The 18,926-nt window shown below is 64.8% G+C and carries 16 protein-coding genes; 7 read left to right on the plus strand and 9 right to left on the minus strand.

All coding sequences use genetic code 11. From position 1 onward, the window contains the following. The 5 genes from DBR12_RS23270 to DBR12_RS19840 all read left to right on the plus strand — a co-directional run. A partial coding sequence (locus tag DBR12_RS23270) for a 3-hydroxyacyl-CoA dehydrogenase family protein (RefSeq protein ID WP_233244942.1) occupies nucleotides 1-747 on the plus strand: 747 nt, incomplete at its 5' end. A gap of 21 nt (nucleotides 748-768) precedes the next feature. Further along, nucleotides 769-1,548, plus strand: coding sequence for an oxepin-CoA hydrolase, alternative type (locus DBR12_RS19825; RefSeq protein WP_108618802.1), 780 nt, complete (start codon nucleotides 769-771; stop codon nucleotides 1,546-1,548). A gap of 160 nt (nucleotides 1,549-1,708) precedes the next feature. Next, nucleotides 1,709-2,428 carry a Crp/Fnr family transcriptional regulator gene (locus DBR12_RS19830; RefSeq protein ID WP_063460954.1) on the plus strand — a complete coding sequence of 240 codons (720 nt, stop codon included), beginning with the start codon at nucleotides 1,709-1,711 and terminating at the stop codon, nucleotides 2,426-2,428. A gap of 28 nt (nucleotides 2,429-2,456) precedes the next feature. Continuing rightward, a complete protein-coding gene (locus DBR12_RS19835; RefSeq protein WP_108618803.1) occupies nucleotides 2,457-3,542 on the plus strand; it encodes a phosphotransferase in 1,086 nt (361 codons plus the stop codon). 63 nt (nucleotides 3,543-3,605) lie between these two features. Further along, nucleotides 3,606-4,880, plus strand: a complete 1,275-nt coding sequence (locus tag DBR12_RS19840; protein ID WP_108618804.1) for an acyl-CoA dehydrogenase family protein — start codon at nucleotides 3,606-3,608, stop codon at nucleotides 4,878-4,880. A gap of 1,108 nt (nucleotides 4,881-5,988) precedes the next feature. Here DBR12_RS19840 and DBR12_RS19845 read toward each other — a convergent pair. Together DBR12_RS19845 and DBR12_RS19850 are read right to left on the minus strand one after the other, a co-directional pair. Beyond that, on the minus strand, nucleotides 5,989-7,434 hold the full coding sequence (locus DBR12_RS19845; RefSeq protein WP_108618805.1) for an IS1182 family transposase: 1,446 nt from the start codon (nucleotides 7,432-7,434) through the stop codon (nucleotides 5,989-5,991). Between the two features lie 172 nt (nucleotides 7,435-7,606). Continuing rightward, nucleotides 7,607-8,329: a hypothetical protein gene (locus tag DBR12_RS19850; protein ID WP_108618806.1), complete on the minus strand. Its 723-nt coding sequence runs from the start codon at nucleotides 8,327-8,329 to the stop codon at nucleotides 7,607-7,609. Nucleotides 8,330-8,570: 241 nt separating this feature from the next. Here DBR12_RS19850 and DBR12_RS19855 point away from each other — a divergent pair, with 241 nt between their 5' ends. Beyond that, a complete protein-coding gene (locus tag DBR12_RS19855; protein WP_108618827.1) occupies nucleotides 8,571-9,191 on the plus strand; it encodes a hypothetical protein in 621 nt (206 codons plus the stop codon). A gap of 55 nt (nucleotides 9,192-9,246) precedes the next feature. Here DBR12_RS19855 and DBR12_RS19860 read toward each other — a convergent pair whose 3' ends face one another. The 3 genes from DBR12_RS19860 to DBR12_RS19870 all read right to left on the minus strand — a co-directional run bounded on the left by DBR12_RS19860 (nucleotide 9,247) and on the right by DBR12_RS19870 (nucleotide 13,854). Next, on the minus strand, nucleotides 9,247-10,257 hold the full coding sequence (locus DBR12_RS19860) for an asparaginase (protein ID WP_108618807.1): 1,011 nt from the start codon (nucleotides 10,255-10,257) through the stop codon (nucleotides 9,247-9,249). 23 nt (nucleotides 10,258-10,280) lie between these two features. Next, complete coding sequence (locus DBR12_RS19865; RefSeq protein WP_108618808.1) at nucleotides 10,281-12,824, minus strand: penicillin acylase family protein; 2,544 nt, start codon at nucleotides 12,822-12,824, stop codon at nucleotides 10,281-10,283. A gap of 100 nt (nucleotides 12,825-12,924) precedes the next feature. Continuing rightward, a complete protein-coding gene (locus DBR12_RS19870; protein WP_199226734.1) occupies nucleotides 12,925-13,854 on the minus strand; it encodes an adenylate/guanylate cyclase domain-containing protein in 930 nt (309 codons plus the stop codon). Between the two features lie 439 nt (nucleotides 13,855-14,293). On the opposite strand from DBR12_RS19870, the gene DBR12_RS19875 reads away from it, so the two are divergent. Further along, nucleotides 14,294-14,623, plus strand: a complete 330-nt coding sequence (locus DBR12_RS19875; RefSeq protein ID WP_233244944.1) for a hypothetical protein — start codon at nucleotides 14,294-14,296, stop codon at nucleotides 14,621-14,623. A gap of 44 nt (nucleotides 14,624-14,667) precedes the next feature. On the opposite strand, the gene DBR12_RS19880 is transcribed toward DBR12_RS19875, so the two are convergent. The 4 genes from DBR12_RS19880 to DBR12_RS19895 form a co-directional block, all read right to left on the minus strand. Then, nucleotides 14,668-15,666: an LD-carboxypeptidase gene (locus DBR12_RS19880; protein WP_369861692.1), complete on the minus strand. Its 999-nt coding sequence runs from the start codon at nucleotides 15,664-15,666 to the stop codon at nucleotides 14,668-14,670. A gap of 49 nt (nucleotides 15,667-15,715) precedes the next feature. Continuing rightward, entirely contained in the window at nucleotides 15,716-17,140 is a 1,425-nt protein-coding gene (gene tadA / locus DBR12_RS19885) for a tRNA adenosine(34) deaminase TadA (RefSeq protein ID WP_108618810.1), read from the minus strand. A 61-nt stretch (nucleotides 17,141-17,201) separates the two neighbouring features. Continuing rightward, complete coding sequence (locus DBR12_RS19890; protein ID WP_063459613.1) at nucleotides 17,202-17,450, minus strand: hypothetical protein; 249 nt, start codon at nucleotides 17,448-17,450, stop codon at nucleotides 17,202-17,204. A 126-nt stretch (nucleotides 17,451-17,576) separates the two neighbouring features. Further along, the gene (locus DBR12_RS19895; RefSeq protein ID WP_199226736.1) at nucleotides 17,577-18,728 is read right to left on the minus strand and encodes a branched-chain amino acid ABC transporter substrate-binding protein; all 1,152 of its coding nucleotides are present in this window, start codon (nucleotides 18,726-18,728) and stop codon (nucleotides 17,577-17,579) included. Between the last annotated feature and the right edge of the window lie 198 nt (nucleotides 18,729-18,926).

The following is an 18,926-nucleotide window of genomic DNA, read 5'->3' on the forward strand; positions in this document are numbered from 1 at the left end:
CGCCCCAGCGTGATCACGGCTCAGCGCCTGGCCGGAGGCATCGTGGGCAAGAAGGTGGGCGAAGGCTTTTACCGCTATGTGGATGGCGCGGCCCAGACGCCCGCCGAGCCGCCCGTGCCCGTGGTCAACGACATCCCGCCCGTCTGGGTGTCTCCGCGTGCCGCCCGGCGCGCCGAGCTGTACCAGTTGCTCAAGGATCTGGGCGCCACCATCGAAACCGGCCAATCACCCTCGCCCCACGCCATCACGCTGGTGGCGCCGCTGGGTTTTGACGTGACAACCGTGGCTGTGGTGGAACGGCTGGACCCGGCACGCACCATCGGCATCGACATGCTGATCGACGATGCCGCCACCAAGCGCCGCGTGCTGGCTACCAACCCCGCCACGCGCGTTGACATCCGCAATGCGGCGCACGCGCTGTTTGCACGCGACGGCAAGGCCGTGAGCGTGATCCGCGACAGCGGCGGTTTTGTTACCCAGCGAGTGGTGGCCACCATCGTGAACATCGCGGCCGACATCTGCCAGCAAGGCATCTGTTCGCCCAAAGACCTCGAAACTGCGGTCACCCTGGGCCTGGGCTACCCGTTGGGTCCATTGGCCATGGGCGACCGCTGGGGGCCCACCAACATTCTCGAAGTGTTGTTCAACATGCAGACCGTGTATGGCGACACCCGCTACCGCCCCAGCCCCTGGCTGCGTCGGCGCGGCGCCATCGGCCTGAGCCTGACGCATGTGGAAGAAAACTGAACGCCCCCACCAAGGCCACACATGCCCGCAGAACTCCGAAGCACCAGCCAGGGCCAAACCCTGATTCTGACCCTGAGCAACCCCGAGCGGCGCAACGCCATCGACCCGTCCATGTACGCGGCGGGCGTGGAGGCGCTGAGCGTGGCAGAGAGCAGCGCCGACATCCGCAGCGTGGTCATCACCGGGTCGGACGGCATGTTCTGCTCGGGCGGCAACCTGCAGCGGCTGCTGGCCAACCGCCAGCAGCCGCCTGAGGTGCAGGCCCAGAGCATCGAAGGGCTGCACAACTGGATCGAGGCCATCCGCACCTACCCCAAGCCGGTGATTGCCGCGGTGGAAGGCGCAGCAGCCGGCGCGGGCTTTTCGCTGGCGCTGGCCTGCGACTTCATCGTGGCGGCACGCAATGCCGTGTTCGTGATGGCCTACAGCAACGTGGCCCTGTCGCCCGACGGCGGCGCAAGCTGGAGCCTGTCGCAGGCCCTGCCCCGCCAGATTGCCACCGAGATCCTCATGTGCGGCGACCGCATTGGCGCCGAGCGCCTGCATGCGCTGGGTCTGGTCAACCGCGTGGCCGAAGCGGACTCTGCACTGGATGCAGCGCTGGTACTGGCCGAACAGCTCAATGCCAAGGCGCCCAATGCCTTGGCCAGCATCAAGGAGCTGCTGAACGAAGCGCCCCACGCCAGCCTCACCCAGCACCTCGGCCAGGAGCGCGATCACTTCGTGAAGAACCTGCACCACAGCAACGGTGGCGCAGGCATTTCGGCCTTTCTCGAAAAACGCGTACCGCGCTACGAGTAGACCGCCACTGCATCCACATCCACAAGCCCCTGTCCGCCGTTTCGGCTGGCAGGGGCTTTTTGCTGAGCGGCCGCGCAGACGCGCAGGTGACAACCCTGACGCTTTGCGCAGGTCCCTCACGCGACAATGGCCTCGTTACCAGTCACGCAAAAGACAGACCATGGACGACCCGATTCTTACTATCGAAGAACGTGAAGCGATCAACTCCGGTCGCTGGTTTTCTTCTCTCTCACCTTCGCTACGCCACGACATCCTCCGATGTGCATACGTCAAACGTTTCAAGGACGGCGCCCTGATCTGCGCACGCGGCGATCCACCCGAGGAGTGGATTGCCTGCGCACGCGGTGCGGTGCGGGTGAGCTCCACCTCCATCTCAGGCAAGCAGATCACGCTGACCTATGTGGAGCCTGGCATCTGGTTCGGCGACGTGGCGATCTTCGACGGAGACCGGCGCACGCACGATGCCTATGCGCATGGCGACACCACCATCCTGTGTGTGGCCAAGTCCGATTTCAAGAAGATCCTGGCCTCGCACGTGGAGTTCTACGAAGCCATGCTGCGCCTGCACGCGCGGCGTATTCGCCAGCTCTACGGCCTGGTGGAAGACCTCAACACCCTGCCCCTGCGCGCGCGGCTGGCCAAACAGCTGGTTCACCTGGTGCGCAGCTACGGCATACCCAGCCTGTCGGACGGCAGCGAGATGCGCATCGGCCTGCAGCTTGCACAGGAAGAACTGGCACAGCTGCTGGGCGCTTCTCGCCAGCGAGTGAACCAGGAGCTGAAAGCCATGGAGCGCGAGGATGCCATCCGCATCGAGCCGGGCGGCCTGGTGGTGCGCGACCGCGAGGCCCTGATGCGCATTGCCGAAACCGACAACTGAAGAGCAACAACAAACTCTCCGCCCTCTCATGAGCAACTTCGACCACTTCGTGGGCACCCGGCCCGTTTCCGACCAGCACGCGTTCGACACCGCCGCGCTGACCGCCTGGCTTGCGCAGCACATGCAGGGCTTTGAAGGCCCCCTGACGGTGGAGATGTTCAAGGGCGGGCAGTCCAACCCCACCTACAAGCTCATCACCCCCAGCACCAGCTACGTGATGCGCGCCAAGCCCGGGCCCGTGGCCAAGCTGCTGCCCTCGGCCCACGCCATCGAGCGCGAGTTTGCGGTGATGAGCGGCCTGTACGGCACCGATGTGCCCGTGCCACGCATGTTTGTGCTCTGCGAGGACGAGTCGGTGATCGGTCGCGCCTTCTATGTGATGGAGTGCATGCAGGGCCGCGTGTTGTGGGACCAGTCCCTGCCCGGCATGTCGCAGGCCGAGCGCGGTGCGATCTACGACGAGATGAACCGCGTGATTGCCGCGCTGCACACCGTGAAGTTTGCAGACCGGGGCCTGGCCAGCTACGGCAAGCCCGGCAACTACTTCGAGCGCCAGATCGGCCGCTGGAGCAAGCAGTACGTCGCCTCCATCACGCAGCCCATCCCCGAGATGGACAAGCTCATGGAATGGCTGCCCGCGCACATGCCCGCCAGCGCGCGGGATGAGAGTCAAGTGTCCATCGTGCATGGCGACTATCGCCTCGACAACCTCATGTTCCACCCCACAGAGCCCCGCGTGATCGCCGTGCTCGACTGGGAGCTGTCCACCCTGGGCCATCCGCTGGCTGACTTCAGCTACCACTGCATGAGCTGGCACATCCCCGCCGCCATGGGCCGGGGCATTGCGGGCCAGGACCTGGCCGCGCTCGGCATCCCCCCTGAGGACAGCTACATCCGCCTGTACTGCGAACGCACCGGCATCGCCACGCCCGAGGCGCTACGTGCCGACTGGAACTTCTACCTCGCCTACAACATGTTCCGCATTGCGGCCATCCTGCAGGGCATTGCCAAGCGTGTCGAGGCGGGCACCGCCTCCAGCGCGCAGGCCAAGGCCTCAGGGGACACCGCGCGGCCCATGGCCGAGCTGGCCTGGTCGTTTGCACAGCGCGGCTAAAGACACCCGGACACAGGCCAAGGCACAGACGCCGCCCCACGATTACCAACGGAGAAGAAACCCATGGACTTTGACTACTCGCCCAAAACCAAGGAACTGCAGGCCAAGCTGCTCCAGTTCATGGATGACCACATCTATCCGAACGAGTCTGCCTACAAAGACGAACTGGCAGCCAACACGGCAGCAGGCAAGCGCTGGAGCGCGCTCAAGACCATCGAAGACCTCAAGCCCAAGGCCCAGGCCGCCGGTTTGTGGAACCTGTTCCTGCCGGTGGACAGCGCAGCTGCATCGGGCTACGACGGCGCGGGCCTGACCAACCAGGAATACGCGCCCCTGGCCGAAATCATGGGCCGCGTGCAATGGGCCAGCGAAGTGTTCAACTGCTCGGCCCCCGACACGGGCAACATGGAAACCATCGCCCGCTACGGCGACGAGGCCAACAAGGCCCGCTGGCTCAAGCCCCTGCTCGAAGGCAAGATCCGCTCGGCCTTTGCGATGACCGAGCCCGATGTGGCATCGAGCGACGCCACCAACATCGAGACGCGCATCGAGCGCGATGGCGACGAGTACGTGATCAACGGCCGCAAGTGGTGGATCTCCGGTGCGGCCGACCCGCGCTGCGCGGTGTTCGTCACCATGGGCAAGACCGACCCCGAGGCCCCCAAGCACTCGCAGCAAAGCATGGTGCTGGTGCCCGCCGACACCAAGGGCATCACCATCATCCGCCCGCTGAACGTGATGGGCTATGACGACGCCCCCCACGGCCACGTGGAGATGACCTTCGAGAACGTGCGCGTGCCCGTCTCCAACATCCTGCTGGGCGAAGGCCGTGGCTTTGAGATCGCACAAGGGCGCCTGGGCCCCGGCCGCATCCACCACTGCATGCGCCTCATCGGTCTGGCCGAACGTGCGCTGGAGCTGATGTGCAAGCGTGCCTCGTCACGCACCGCCTTTGGCAAGACCGTGGCCCAGCAGACCGTGACGCAGGAGCGCATCGCCGAAGCCCGCTGCAAGATCGACATGGCCCGCCTGCTCACGCTCAAGGCCGCCTGGCTGATGGACGTGGCCGGCAACAAGGTCGCCAAGACCGAGATCGCCATGATCAAGGTGGTGGCGCCCAGCATGGCCTGCCAGGTGATCGACTGGGCGATGCAGGTGCATGGCGGCGGCGGCATGTGCGACGACTTCCCGCTAGCCTATGCCTACGCCGGCGCGCGCACCCTGCGTTTTGCCGACGGCCCGGACGAAGTGCACCGCAACGCGATCGCCAAGTGGGAGCTGGGCAAGTACGGCGCCTATGGCCGCGATGCGGGCGTGCCTATCACGCGCGGGTCTTGAGCGACGCCCCCTGAGGCCCTGCGGGCCTCCATCCCCCGCTTTCGCAATTGCGCGCTGCGAGCGGGGAACGCCGCCCTCACTGCTTGGCGGCTTTTGCTTGGTGGCGCTGGCAGGATTAGCGTAGGTTCAAAAGGTGTGTGGCCGCAACACACCGTGAATTTCCGCTTGGGGCCCAGAGCCGAAAGTGAGCGCCGTTCCCCAGAGCAGTCATTGATTCGTATCCACCTGCTTGCAGCTGAAAACGTGACTGTCGAGAGCCCTAGCTTTGCAGGTTCGCAGGCTATAGTTTGTCTCCGTGAACTTTTCGGGGGGGCCGGAATGTTTGTATGGAATGCGGTGGCAGCCCAGCGCTTACAAATCTGGGCTCCAAGCCGTTTTCAGGAGCAATCAGTGTCCCAAAGTAGCTCCTATCGTTCAGCTTGTCCCGCAGGTCCTGCGAGATAAATCGTGTTTGGGTTCAGCTAGGCAGAGCAATGAAAGAAATGATTGGGCTAATGTCCAACGCCAAATGGAAAAAGCTCTTTGCCCACCTGGCACAAGCAGGGGTGGCTAGCTGTTGCACATGGAAATTGCTGGAGTGGGAGAGTTCCAGAGATGGCTTTCTTCCCGCACTAGATTGCCTCACCGAGCTAGGTGTCGGTGATTGTGGTGCGGTTCAGGGCGGCCCATTTCAATACTCAGAGATTGAGTGGCCGCTCATCCCCGAAAAGACAACGAGGTGGCCCCAAGCGCAACCTCAGCATCGTTATGAGTCCCAAGATATAGGCAGAGTCCAGGCGGAAATTGATTCGCTGGGACAGTACCCGTACCAGATCACCTCAGCAGGGCTAGTGGTAAGCGGGTATGCGTCTTAACAATTCGTTTAGCGCCGACACGCGTCGCGGGCGGCAGTAACTCCAACTTTGAACGTCCGCTTCTCCTTGCTGCAACCGACCGCTCCTGGCCGAGGCTGTGTGGAAACGCTCAACGAGGATGCGGGCCAGCCCCGTACTGCGTCACTCTGATCCACATTTCTCATTAGCACTGCTGTAGTGCTGTTTCTGGCGCGCATGAAGCCTTTTGACGCCTTCCTGAAGGCATTCTCGGCCTGTAGAGGCAGCCAAAGGCCTCACGCATTCGCCATCCGCATTGCCTCCATCATCTGCGCGATACCCATCACACCCATCACCCGCTTGAGGTTGTAGGCCAGCACGTGCAGGCTCATCTCGGTGCCTACGTGCTTGAGGGTCTTCATCAAGAAGTGCGTCGAGCCCATCCAGTGTTTGAGCGTGCCGAAGACGTGCTCTACCGTTGACCTTCGCAACGTCATGGCATCGGGGTTACTGTCCAATCGTTGCTGGACGCGCTCCAGAACCTCTTCGTGCTCCCAGCGGCGAATGCGCCGGTTGCTACTGGTCGCGCACTTGAATTTGAGCGGGCACTTTGGGCGGGTGCTTGACCAATACACGCGCAAGAGCAGCCCCTTTTCGGTTGTCGAGAATCTGTGTATCGCACGCTCATCTGCAGGGCACTGGTACTCGTCGTCCTTGGCGATGTAGATGAAGTCGCCTTTGTCGAAGCGGCCCTCGGCTTTCGCATTTGATGTCATCGGCTTGGGTACGAAGGTCGTGATGCCAGCGTCTTCGCAGGCCTTGAGCTGCGGGCCACTGAAGTAGCCTCGGTCGGCAAAGGCCTGCAAACCCTGGCTTCCCATGGCCTGGTCTGCGGCGCTGGCCATGTTGTGCAACTGCGCCCGGTCATTGCCGACGTTCGTGACCTCGTGCGCGACGATCAGATGGTGCTTGGCGTCGACAGCGGTCTGCACGTTGTAGCCCACCAGGCCCGATCCCTTGGCCTGGGTGGCCATCGAGCGTGCATCGGGGTCGGTGAGGGAGATCTGGCCATCGAGCAGACTCTTCAATTGCTCCTTGAGACCGTCGAGTTGCCGCATCTGCTCACGCAACTTTTTTAGTTTCTCCTGCAGTCGTTCTGTCTTGGCTTCGACCTCTGCGGGCTGCGTGCGGTCAGTGGTCTCCAGCGCGTCCAGGTAACGCTGGATTCTTTGCTCAATCTGCTGCTGGCGAGCCTCGATCTTGCCAGGCGTGAAGTTGCGGTCGCGACTGTTGACGGCCTTGAATTTGCTGCCATCAATCGCCACGATGGCTTGCGAAAAGAGGTTCAACTGTCGGCACATGGCAATGAAGCGCTTGCAGACGTTGCAGATGCCAGCGCCGTTGCTCCGGCGGAAGTCCGCAATGGTCTTGAAGTCTGGCGCAAGGCGCCCCGTCAACCACATCAGCTCGACATTGCGCTGGGCTTCGCGCTCCAGGCGGCGGCCCGATTGGATACGGTTGAGGTAGCCATAAATGTAGAGCTTGAGCAGTACCGCCGGGTGGTACGCTGGCCGTCCAGTGACAGCAGGATTGACTCCATCGAAGCCCAGGGCCCGAAGATCCAGCTCTTGGACAAACACATCGACAACACGCACCGGGTTGTCTGGTGCGATGTAGTCGTCCAGGCACTCCGGTAGCATGGTGACCTGTTGTCGGTCTTCGCCTTCGATGAATCGCTTCATGGGCACCTCGCTCAAATCGGGTGCCGCAATTTTTTTTGGGTAGCGGGTTAGGGTTGGGTTTTCACACAGCCTCGGCCGAGAGCAGATATTGTCTTTTCGAATCTGCGAGCAGCCTGCAACCTTAAACAAGGCGTCAAAGTCCGGTTGTTGCTGAGTCCGCTACTTCAATCCACTACCGCTCCACATTCGGCAAATCATCCGGCCCCGCTACCGACATGGGTGGCAAGTTCTGCATGGCGGCCTGGGCGCCTATCAGCAGCATCTGGGTGGCGTGTGCGATCTCGGGCAGGCTGCGCTCGGTATGCTCCATGCGCAGATAGACCTTGCCGCGCACCAGCATCAGCAGCAGCGGGGACTGCGCACGGACGGCGCTGTGTTCGCCTTCGAGGAAGTTGAGCAGCTGCGACACCACAGGCGCGTGGATCCAACGCTGGGCCACGTCGATGCGCTCGGCAACCACCGCAAAATGCTGGCGAAAGGACGCGGGCAGGCCGGGCCAGGTCATCTCTTCGTACATTGCCAGCCAGCGCATTTCTTCGGGCAAGTTGGCGTTCACCGTGGTCTGCAGCGTGTCGGTGATGGCGTTGTAGGCGCTGCCCTCCAGGGCTTCGTGCAAGGAGCGGTTGAGCACCATCACGGCGGCATCCGGGTCGGCGCCCACGTCGGCGCGGCCGCGCAGCTCCAGGCCACGCACATAGTCGCGTGTGGGGGCGCCACATTCCAGCCGCCAGGGGTGGCCGCCCACATCGCCGCCGAGGTCGAAGTGCCCCTCGGTGGCCGACGGCACGATGGCCAACTGCTGCGAGGCGGCCCAGCGGGCCACCTCCTTGTTGGTGACGGGCCGTGTGGCAGAGGCGGCGGACGGGCTGAAGGCTTTGCGCAGGCGATCGAACATGGCCAGGGGGAAGCGGGTGCTTCGCAAGAGTCGCGGGTACAGGCATTATTGGGGGCATTGGCTGATGGAGATAGTCCCCCGAGGGAAAAGTCCCCCTGAGTCGCCTGCGGCGCCTCCCCCCGAAGGGGGACGCACCCGGTGGCCTGGCACAGCCAGCTCCACGGGTGCGCTGGCCTTGCGCCGCGCCGGTTTCGTCGGCCGTGGGTATACACAGCGTTTGGATGACCTGCATGTTTTCACCATGAACCGCCGCCTTGCCTTTTCCGCCCTGGGTTGCACGCTGGCCATCGCTCCGCTGGCCGCCCTGGCGTTGCCTGCCGATGCCTCGGCCACGGCCCGGCAGCTGGTGCGCTGGGCCACGGACACGGGCGACCACCAGCGCTTGCCTTTTGCAGTGATCGACAAGCCCTGGGCCCGCATCCATGTGTTTTCGGCCCAAGGGCAGTGGCTGGGCAGTGCGCCGGTGCTGCTGGGCGCGGCACGGGGTGACCGGTCGGCGCCCGACCTGGGCACGCGCCCGTTGGCGCAGATCCGGCCGCAGGAGCGCACCACGCCGGCAGGCCGTTTTGTGACCGAACCAGGCCGCAACCTGCGCGGGGAGGACATTGTGTGGATCGACTACGACTCGGCCGTGTCGCTGCACCGGGTGCGCAGCGTCAGCGCCTCAGAGCGCCGCCACCAGCGCCTGGCCAGCGGCAGCGCGCGCGACAAGCGCATCAGTTATGGCTGCGTGAATGCACCCGAGGCGTTCTACAACCAGCACATCGCCCCGCTGTTCGGGCAGGGGTCGGGCGTGGTCTATGTGCTGCCGGATACAGAACCTTTTGCTACATTTTTTATAGCTGCAAGTACTTATCCATAGCGCGGAGACGGCATTTTTTACTCAAATTTTTGCCCCATCCCGGGTGCGAGGGGCTTCAGCCCATCTTCTGCAGCCTGAACACCGCGCGGCGCCCGCCCACCGCGAGCCCCCGGGCGTTGACGATGTGTGCAGACCGCCGCCGCGCCAGGGCTTCACGCTGGCCAATATCCAGCCAGCCGAGCTGGTCCATCACCTCCACAGCGGCAGCCACCTGGGCCACCATGTTGCCGTCCATGATCTTGAGCGCGAAGGCCTCGCCCCGGCTGCGGCTGCCCACCACCTGCACGCCGTCGGCGCCGGTCTTGGACACCCAATCGCCCTGCCCCACCTGCATGAAGTCCAGGTCGTGCCGACCCGTGCCCGAACCCAGCTCGGGCCGCGCCACCATGGCGTCGGCCAGTGTGGTCAGGCTTTCGTGCAGGTCGGTGTCGGGCGCACCACCGGCCAGCCGGGCATAGCCCCGCGCCAGGTGCGCCAGCGGCATGGCGTAGTTGGGTGCTGAGCAGCCGTCGATGCCCATGGCGAGCTGATCGGGGGCGAGCCCCACCGCCTGCGCCACGTGGTTGCGGATGGCTGCCTGAAGCGGGTGGCCGGGATCGAGGTGGCCCTCCAGCGGCAGCCCTTGTCGCACGCAATACGCCACAAAACCGGCATGTTTGCCACTGCAGTTGTTGTGGCGCTCGTCGGGCACAAAACCATCGGGCAGCACGCCCAGGCCCAGCTCGGCAAACAGTGGACGGTGGCAGCCACAGCGCAGCGCGTGGTAGTCCTGCCCCACGCTGGCCAGCATGCGGTCGGCCTGCTCCACATGCATGGGCTCGCCGTTGTGGCTGGCGCACAGCAGCGCCAGCTCGCCCTGCCCCCAGCCCAGCGCGCGGGCCCCGCCCGACTGCATGAAGGGCAGCGCCTGGAAAGCCTTGATGGTGGAGCGGGTGAAGGTGACCGTATAGGGGTCGCCCACCTGCGCTAGCACCTGCCCCTGGCGGTTGGCAACGGCCACGGCGCCCCAGTGCTGGCACTCGGGCAGGCCACCCCGGCTGACCTCGATCAACGGTACAAAACCCATGGTGATGCGTCCTTGCAGCGGCCTTAGCGTGTGGTGGCGGGAGGGGTTGGGGCCAGTGTGAGGCTGTGCGCCCAACGCGCAGGCTGGCGCTGCAGGGCGCGGTAGCCGGTATCGGCCCAGGTGGTGCTCATGTCGCGGTAGCGCGGCGAAAACACCAGGCCGCTCTGGCCCGTCTGGTAGATGAAGCGCGACTGTTCCAGGTCGGCCAGGTCGTATACCGCGCGCAGCGAGGCGGCATGGCGGTTCACATACGGGCCCTTGGCCTCGCCTGCGTTGTACTGGCCCACGTTCACGGTGTACGAATCTCCGTGCGATGGCACGCTCACGTCAAAGAAACGTGCCAGCGCGGGCACATTGCCAAAGGGCCGGTGCACGCTGAGCGCGGGGTGCGCGGCGCCCCAGCGCCACTGGGCAGGGTCTGCACCGTAGGCGGCCTGCAGGCGGTCGAGCGCACGGCCCAGGGCAGCAGCGGATTGCTCGGCGCAGGTCGCAGGCTGGCACCACCAGGCGTCGTTGCGCTCCAGGATGCCTTCGATGGCCGCGCGGTAGTCGCGCTTGCCGTAGGTGGCCTTGAAACGGCCTTCGCCAATGCGCGGAATGATGAGGCCCCGGGCCAGCTCGTCTGTCCAAGCCACAAAAATCAGGGGCGCGGCGCGGCCCGCGTCCATCACGCCGTCAAAGCCCTGCAGCTCTTTCTGCGCAGCGGCGGCCAGGGGGTGCGTGGACTGCGCCTGCTGCAGGCGCGGCAGCAGGCGCTGCGTGGCAAGCGAGGCCACGTCGCGATGGATGGCCTGCATGCTGGCCGCGTCGTGTTTGGGCGTGGCTTCGATGAGTTGTGCGATGCGTTCGTAGCGGTACGGCAGCGCCCAGTCTTGCGTGAGGAAATGCGGATAGCCGGGGGCCGTCACGCGCTGGTTGGCGGTGGCCACCCAGCCCTTGTGGCCATCGTCCTGCGGGGTCTGTTCGTAGGGCAGCCAGCCCTTCCAGTCGTAGCGCGCATCCCAGCCGGGCGATGGCGCCACGCCCCGGATGTCGTTGGCCGCATCGCGCACCGGCACCCGGCCAGCGGCCTTGAAGCGGATGGTGCCCTGATCGTCGGCCGCCACCACGCTCTGCATGGGCGAGTGGTAGTGGGCCAGGCCTGCAAAGAGTTCGTCCACGCTCTTGGACTGGTTGGTCTTGAACCCCGCCAGCACGGTCTGGTTGTCGTCGTCCAGCGCGCTCCAGCGCAGGGCCAGCACGTATTTGTCCAGGTCCAGCACCTCGGCGTGCGATTTCTGCACGTCGCTCAGCACGGGCCCGTGGCGCGTGCTGCGCAGCTGCAGCACCACGTCGGCCTCGCCCTTGACGCGGATGGTCTCCTTGCGCACGGTGAACGGCGCCCAGCCCTGGGGCGTGCGGTACTGCGTGGCGTCGGCAGGGTTGATCTGCTCCAGGTACAGGTCCTGCACGTCCGGGCCGGTGTTGGTAAACCCCCAGGCCACCTTGTCGGTGCGGCCCAGCACCACAAAGGGCAGGCCCGGCAAGGTGGCGCCCACGGCGTCGATGGCACCAATGGGCGTGCCGTCCGACGCTTGGCCCGCTGGCGCCTGCAGCCCGGCGAAGTACCAGATGGCGGGGGCCGACAGGCCCAGGTGCGGGTCGTTGGCGAGCAGGGGTTTACCGCTCACGGTGCGCGAGCCCGCCAGCACCCAGTTGTTGCTGCCCTTGCCTTCGTTGGTGCCCGCGTTGCGGGTCAGCTCGTCGGCCCATGCCAGCATGCCGGAGCTGATCTGGCGGGCCAGCGGGCCTTCCGGCTTGCGACTGGCCGCAGCCGCCGTGTTGCCCTGCGTTGCAGCTGTGGAGCCCGCATCTGCCGCGCGGTACACGCCCAGTTGCCGGTACAGCGCTGCCAGGTCGGCCGAGGCGGCGGGCTTTTCGCCCGGGTAGGGCGGCATCAGCTGCCAGAGGCGGTCGGTGTCGAGCGTGCGCGCCACCGACAGGCGTGCAAACTCGGTGCCCCAATTGCCGCCCAGGTCCAGCGCCATCATCAGCGCCCAGCCCACGCTGTCCTCGGGCTCCCACACGGCGCCCCGCTCGCCGCCGGGCTGCACGCCCAGCACATGGAACTCGGGCGGCAGCGCCTGCGGGCGGTTCTGGTGGAAGGCGTGGATGCCCTGGCTATAGGCCTGCAGCGCGTCCTTGGCGTACTGGGGCAGGCCTGCGTACTGGCGTTTGGCCACGCCCCTGATGTCGAGCGCGCGCATGAGCTTGTCGGTCTCGACCGTGGCGGGCCCGAAAACTTCAGACAGCTCGCCATGCATGACCCGGCGGTTGAATTCAAGCTGCCAGGTGCGTTCTTGCGCATGCACATAGCCCATCGCAAACCAGGCGTCCTGTGGGGTCTGTGCGCGCACATGGGTCACGTCCGAAGGGTCGCGCTGCACACGCACCGCGTCGCGCAGCCCTGGTACCTGCAGCGTGCCATCCACCACCGCAAAGCTGCGCTGCACATACACCGCCGCTCCCGTTCCCGCCAGCAGCGCCGCCACCACCAGACCGACGGCCGTCCGCTTCATCCACGCCATATCTTGTATCTCCTTCAATCGAGTTGTTTATCTTGAGGGGCCCCGTGCGATGCCTGCGGGCAGCAAGCCCATAGCCTGGGCCCTGCAACGCGCCAGAAGCTCAGCCCAGGTGTACGCGGGTGCCCACCACCTGGAAGCTCATGACCGGAGCACTGGGCTCGGTAAAAGGCACGCCCAGCGCCATCTGCCCGGTGCCGTGCAGAATGCAGGCATCGCGGCGCAGCCGCACGGGCGAGTCGCTGCCGTCAAAGCGCACCCAGGTGCCAAAGCTGCTCATGTCGGTGAGCAAGAAGCTGCTGTTGCGCCAGTCAATGCGTGCATGCAGGCGCGACACCCGGGGGTCGTTGATGCACAGCTGCGCATGGTTGGCGCGGCCCACGTGCACCGGGGCATCCGACGAACTGAACGACTTGTTCACACCATGCCATGAGAACTGTATCTGCCCCAGGATCGAATCCACCGGGGCGAAATTGCTGACCAGTGCGGCTTGCATGGTGAGGGAATCGGGCGCCTCGTTCTCGCGCCACTCCACTTGATAAAGCATCAGGGGCTCCGCCTTGCCCCGGATGTCCATGAGGCCCAGCTTGCGATACCAGGCATCTGGGGCGGTGCCTGCCAGCAGCACGGTGGTCTCGGTGGCCCAGATTTCTGCGGGCCCGGCCCGCTCGCACAGGCGGGACGCCACGTTGACAGCATCGCCATAGCAGTCGCCGTCCACGTCCAACACCTCGCCACTGGCCACGCCCACGCGAATGTCCATGCGCAGCGGCAGCGGCCAGCGGCCCTGCCGCTCATGCTGCTGACGCAGCATGGTGGTGGTGGCCGACACTGCGCCTGCCGCATCGCCAAACACGCACAACACGCCGTCGCCGAGCTTCTTGACCACCCGCCCCCCGTGGCTTGTGATGGTGTCGGCAATCCACTGTGTGACCTGGGTCACGGCTTCGGTGGCACGCTCGTTTCCCAGCGTTTCGTACAACGATGTACTGCCGGAAATGTCCGCGAAGACCACCGTTGACAGCACGCTCATGAACGATGGCCTGTGAGTAACATCATGTGAATCAGTTTAGTGCAAGCTCAACGAAGACGCACCCACTCAAGCGTCAACAATCCTGAGCCTGGTGCTACGCCACCACCAGGCACCCAGTCCACTGAATCGGAGCAACATCACGTGCCTGAAGGGCTGAAGGGCTGAAGGGCTGAAGGGCTGAAGAAGAATGCATGATCCCTTCACGATCCACATTCGCCGTCGACACGCAGGACCTGCCAGGCGGCGTCAGCGCCTTGCAAGGAACAGCGCCAAATAAGTAAAAGTTCGCAACAAACGGGGCCAGCGTGTTGTCTTTATGCAAAAACAGGAGCACTACCCTTGCATCAATCCTCGCTCCCGCTTACTTTGATCGACCCTGTTACAAACAATCGTTTGCGCCACACCCATGCGCTGGAACAAACCCAATCTCCGAAACAACTTGCACGACCTGCTTGGCCGTGACAAGCCGTCTTCGACGGCCTGGGTACGCAACCAGGGCCTGGAGGAAGTTCGCCAGGCCATGTTGCAAGGCCTCATGGGAGTGTCGGGTTGCGAAGTGGCGCGCATGAACATGCGCCTGCGGTATGCGGGCGACATCGAGGCGCTTTGGTATCTGCGCACCGATCTGTTCGACACCCTGGTGCTCTCACGCGGGCAAGTTGTCGCCCAGAGAGTTCTGGACCACGTCACTCCGCTGTTCCAGGGGCAGTTCCCATTGTCCCTGCGCGTTCCACAGACACCGCAGGAACCACGGTTCAGAAACTTCTGAGTTGAAGACCTGGGCAGCTTGCAAGGCGCCCAGATGCCTGCACTTCAGTGCCGGTGCCCCCAGTAGATCAGCGCATCGCGCGCCTCCACCGACAGCGACACCGTTGCCCCCACCGGCAGCAAAACCTTGGTTTCGACATGCCCGAACGGCAGGTTGGTGAGCACCGGCGCCTTGATCTGGCTGCGCAGCCAGTCCACCACAGACTGCAGCTTGTAGCCCTTGTCGTGCGGCGCCAGCTTGAAGTTGGTGAACTGCCCCAACACCACGGCCTTCTGCTGGGCCAGCACGCCGGCGTGCAGCAGCTGGGTGAGCATGCGCTCGATGCGGTAGGGGTGCTCGTGCACGTCTTCGAGGAACAGCACCCCGCCCTTGATCTGCGGCAGATACGGGGTGCCCACCAGCGAGGCCAGCACCGACAGGTTGCCGCCCCACAGCGTGGCGCTTTTCACGTACACATCGGGCACTGCAGGCTTGCCTGTGGTGGCGTGGGGCTTCTCGTTGTGCATGCGCCATCCCGTGCCTTCGCCGTGGCCGGTCAGCAGGTCGTCAAAGCAGGCCTCCATGATGTCGTCGGGCTCGCCCGCCACGCCAAAATCCGCCCCCAGTGAGGGGCCTGCCCAGGTGGTGGCGCCGGTCTTTGCCAGCACCGCCAGCTGAAAGGCTGTGAAGTCGCTCACGCCCACAAAGTGCGTGCCCTTTTCGATGGCTTTGGCCACGGCCTTGTAGCGGATACCCGGCAGGATGCGTGTGAGGCCATAGCCCCCGCGGGAAATCAGCGCTACATCAGCACCGCTGGCGGCAGCGCGGTGAATGGCGGCCAGACGCGTCTCGTCATCGCCCGCAAAACGCGTGTGGGTGGCCAAGGCATCGGTGTCCACCTCCACCTCATGGCCCAGGGCCTTCAGCCGTGCAATGCCGCGCTTGAAGGCCGCCTTGTCGCGCACGGCGCTGGAGGGCGAATAGATGTAGATGTGCTTGGGACCGTGGTCGTGGTGGCACTGTGAAGGATCGTGATCGTTGGCGTGCAAAGCGCTCAGGCCCACCAGGGGCCTGCTCCGTCAAAAAAAAGTGGTCCGGTGCCCTGTCAGTCGCTCAAGCGGCTGACAGGGCACCGGGAAACGAGAAGTATTCCACAGCCCGCGCAGCAATCACCTCGCCATGCTCCTGCACAAAGTGGCCGGCATCCGGCAGCACCACGGGCTCAGGACAGCCCCGGATGATTTGCTGCAGCGCGCGCATGGTGGGCAGGCCCAGCACCGGGTCTTGGGCACCCACCACCATCAGGCTCTGGCCTTGCCACTGGTGCTGCCAGAAATCGCGGGCTGCACGCGACAGGGCCGCGCCCGGATCATCCATGGCGGCAGGCACGCGTTCGGGGAACGCGCGCAGCGCCGCCCGGTAGCCTTTGTCGGGAAACGGCGCATCGTAGGCCGCGCATTCGGCGGGGCTCAGGTGCGGGTTGCCGCGCGCCAGCAGGCGCCCTACCCCGTACAGCGGCTTGTCGCGGCACATCGCGCGCCAGTCCACAAAGCCCTTCGGCAGGGGTGTGCCGCCCGTGGCGAGCAAAGTGTTCATCACCAGCAGGCCGCCAAAACGCTCCGGCATCGCCATGGGAAGTGTCAGGCCCAGAATGCCGCCCCAGTCCTGCACCACCAGCACCACGTTGCGCAGATCGAGCTGCTCCACCAGTTCCAGCAGCACCTGGCGGTGCCATTCGAACTGGTGGGCGCCTTCCTTCTTGGGCTTGTCGCTTTTGCCAAAGCCGATCAGGTCGGGCGCCACCACGCGGTCGCCTGCCGCCAGAAAGGGCGGCAGCATGCGCCGGTACAGGTAGCTCCAGGCCGGGTTGCCATGCAGGCACAGCCAGGTGCGGGGCGCAATCGTGGGGTCTGGCGGACCCTCGTCCAGGTAGTGCAGCCGCAGGCCCGCCAGGCTGGGCAGGTCGCTGACATACTGCGGCGCCCAGGGGTAGCCCGGCAGGTGGGCAAATGCGGCATCGGGCGTGCGCAGCGCGTCGTCGCGCAGCGGGTGGCGGGCCAGCGCGTCGGCACGCTGCTGGCGGCGGCGCTGCGCAAAAAAGCTGCTGAGCAAGCTGCCACATTCATCTGCCAACACCCCACCCAGCACCTCGGTCTGGTGGTTGATCTCGGCATGGCCAAACAGGTTGAGCACCGAGCCTGCGGCGCCCGTCTTGGGCTCCACCGCGCCATACACCACGCGGGCCAAGCGCGCGTGCAGCATGGCGCCGCTGCACATGGCGCAGGGCTCCAGCGTCACATACAGGCTGCAGCCATCAAGCCGGTAATTGCCCAGGCGCTGCGCAGCTGCACGCAGCGCCACGATTTCGGCGTGGGCCGTGGGGTCGTGGCCTTGCACCGGGGCATTGCGGCCCGTGGCAATCACCTGGCCGTCCTTTACCACGATGGCGCCCACGGGCACCTCGCCCGCCTGCGCTGCCGCCTGCGCCTCTGCCAGGGCCAGGCGCATCCAGTGGGTGTCGTCGAGATTTTCGCCCATTACTTCAATAATGATAGCAATAAAACGAATACAGATGCGCGGAGAAGGCCATTTTCATTGATTATTTTGCAGCATCCTCAGGCATGGGGCGCGCCTGCTGCATCAGGCCTTCCATTTGCTGCTTGACCTGCTGCTGCATCTGCTGGCTTTGCTCGCGCACGGTGGCCGGTGGTGCCGATGCGGGTGCGGCCCCCGGGGCTGTCTGCAGCGCGGGCACCGGGGCGCGCGTGGCCGACAACTGCTTTTTGGCCAGCAGGCCCACGATGGCCAGCACCACGACCAGCCCCACCAATCCAAACACTGCACGCATAAGACTGCTCCTTGCCGGGCACCAACCGCCCGTTGGCCAAGCGCCCGACTGTAAATGCAAACCCCGCACATAAATAAAAACGGCCACACGCGGCGGCCGTTGGAGGTTTCGCTGACGAAGCAGGCGTTAATTCAGCGCCACGCGGCTGCCGTCCTTGAAGGTGTAGAGCGTCACGGCGGGCGTGGTCAGCTCGCCCTTGGCGGTGAAGGCGATGTTCGCCGTCACGCCCTTGTACTCGGTCTTGGCCAGGAACGGGGTGAACACCTTGGGGTCCACCGAGTTGGCGCGTTTCATGGCGTCGGCCAGCACCATGGCAGCGTCATAGGCATAGGGGCTATAGATCTGGAACTGGCCGGGGAACTTGGCGTCGTAGCGCTTCTTCCAGTCGGCACCGCCCTGCATCTTGTCCACCGATGCGCCGCCAGTGGCGCAAGTCACGTTCTTGAGCGCCGGGGTCTTGCCCGCCAGCTCGGGCAGTTTTTCCGTGCACAGCGCGTCGCCACCAAAATACTTCACGTTGCCCAGACCCAGCTGCTCCATCTGGCGCAGCATGGGGCCGGCTTGCGCGTCCAGGCCGCCGTAGAAGATGGCGTCGGGCTTTTTGTTCTTGATGGCGGTGAGGATGGCCATGAAGTCGGTGGCCTTGTCGTTGGTGAACTCCTCGGCCACCACCTTCAGGCCCTTTTGTTGCGCCGTGGCCTTGAAGACCGAGGCCACGCCCTGACCGTAGGCCGTGCGGTCATCAATGATGGCCACGCTCTTGAGCTTCTGGTGGTCGGCACCAAACAGCGCCAGCGCCGCGCCCAGCGCGTTGTCGTTGGCGATCAGGCGGAAGGTGGTCTTGTGACCGGGCCGGGTCAGATCGGGGTTGGAGGCCGATGCCGTGATGTGCGGCAGGTCGCATTTGGCGTAGATGGCCGATGCGGGGATGGACGTGCCCGACTGCAGGTGGCCGACCACGCCCGCCACCTTCTGGTCGCACAGCTTCTGCGCCACGGCAGTGGCCTGGCGCGGGTCGCCTGCGTCGTCTTCGGCCGCAATTTCAAACTTGATCTTCTTGCCGCCGATGACGAGGTTCTGGGCGTTCAGGTCGTCGATGGCCAGGCGCACACCGTTTTCAGTGTCTTTGCCGATGTGGGCAATGCCGCCCGACACGGGGCCGGCGTGGGCGATCTTGACGGTCTGCACGTCTTGCGCAGAGGCCATGCTGGCGGCCAGGGCAACGGCGGTCAGGGCAGAAATTCGGAACAGGGGCAAGAAAGCAAAAACGGGGCGCAGCACGGTACAGAGTCTCCTGGGTCAGTCAAGGCAACATGTTGTGCACCGGACTTGTACACAACAAAGTCGGCATCCTAGCCACCCAGGCGACCGTTTTCCTGAATGGGCAAGCAGACTTAGCAATTTGCTCCGCCATTAACCGCGCTAATAACTCCAGCGCCCACCGCGCGGCAAAGCGCGCTGGGATAATCGGCACCC

Origin of the sequence: Acidovorax sp. HMWF029, from assembly GCF_003060895.1 — a bacterium.
Taxonomy (GTDB): Bacteria; Pseudomonadota; Gammaproteobacteria; order Burkholderiales; family Burkholderiaceae_C; genus Acidovorax.

What these genes read in the sequence shown, in the direction of transcription:
- DBR12_RS19825 (WP_108618802.1), top strand. Translation starts at nt 769, where the DNA reads ATGCCCGCAGAACTCCGAAGCACCAGCCAGGGCCAAACCCTGATTCTG.
- DBR12_RS19830 (WP_063460954.1), top strand. Translation starts at nt 1,709, where the DNA reads ATGGACGACCCGATTCTTACTATCGAAGAACGTGAAGCGATCAACTCC.
- DBR12_RS19835 (WP_108618803.1), top strand. Translation starts at nt 2,457, where the DNA reads ATGAGCAACTTCGACCACTTCGTGGGCACCCGGCCCGTTTCCGACCAG.
- DBR12_RS19840 (WP_108618804.1), top strand. Translation starts at nt 3,606, where the DNA reads ATGGACTTTGACTACTCGCCCAAAACCAAGGAACTGCAGGCCAAGCTG.
- DBR12_RS19845 (WP_108618805.1), bottom strand. Translation starts at nt 7,434, where the DNA reads ATGAAGCGATTCATCGAAGGCGAAGACCGACAACAGGTCACCATGCTA.
- DBR12_RS19850 (WP_108618806.1), bottom strand. Translation starts at nt 8,329, where the DNA reads ATGTTCGATCGCCTGCGCAAAGCCTTCAGCCCGTCCGCCGCCTCTGCC.
- DBR12_RS19855 (WP_108618827.1), top strand. Translation starts at nt 8,571, where the DNA reads ATGAACCGCCGCCTTGCCTTTTCCGCCCTGGGTTGCACGCTGGCCATC.
- DBR12_RS19860 (WP_108618807.1), bottom strand. Translation starts at nt 10,257, where the DNA reads ATGGGTTTTGTACCGTTGATCGAGGTCAGCCGGGGTGGCCTGCCCGAG.
- DBR12_RS19865 (WP_108618808.1), bottom strand. Translation starts at nt 12,824, where the DNA reads ATGGCGTGGATGAAGCGGACGGCCGTCGGTCTGGTGGTGGCGGCGCTG.
- DBR12_RS19870 (WP_199226734.1), bottom strand. Translation starts at nt 13,854, where the DNA reads ATGAGCGTGCTGTCAACGGTGGTCTTCGCGGACATTTCCGGCAGTACA.
- tadA (WP_108618810.1), bottom strand. Translation starts at nt 17,140, where the DNA reads ATGGGCGAAAATCTCGACGACACCCACTGGATGCGCCTGGCCCTGGCA.
- DBR12_RS19890 (WP_063459613.1), bottom strand. Translation starts at nt 17,450, where the DNA reads ATGCGTGCAGTGTTTGGATTGGTGGGGCTGGTCGTGGTGCTGGCCATC.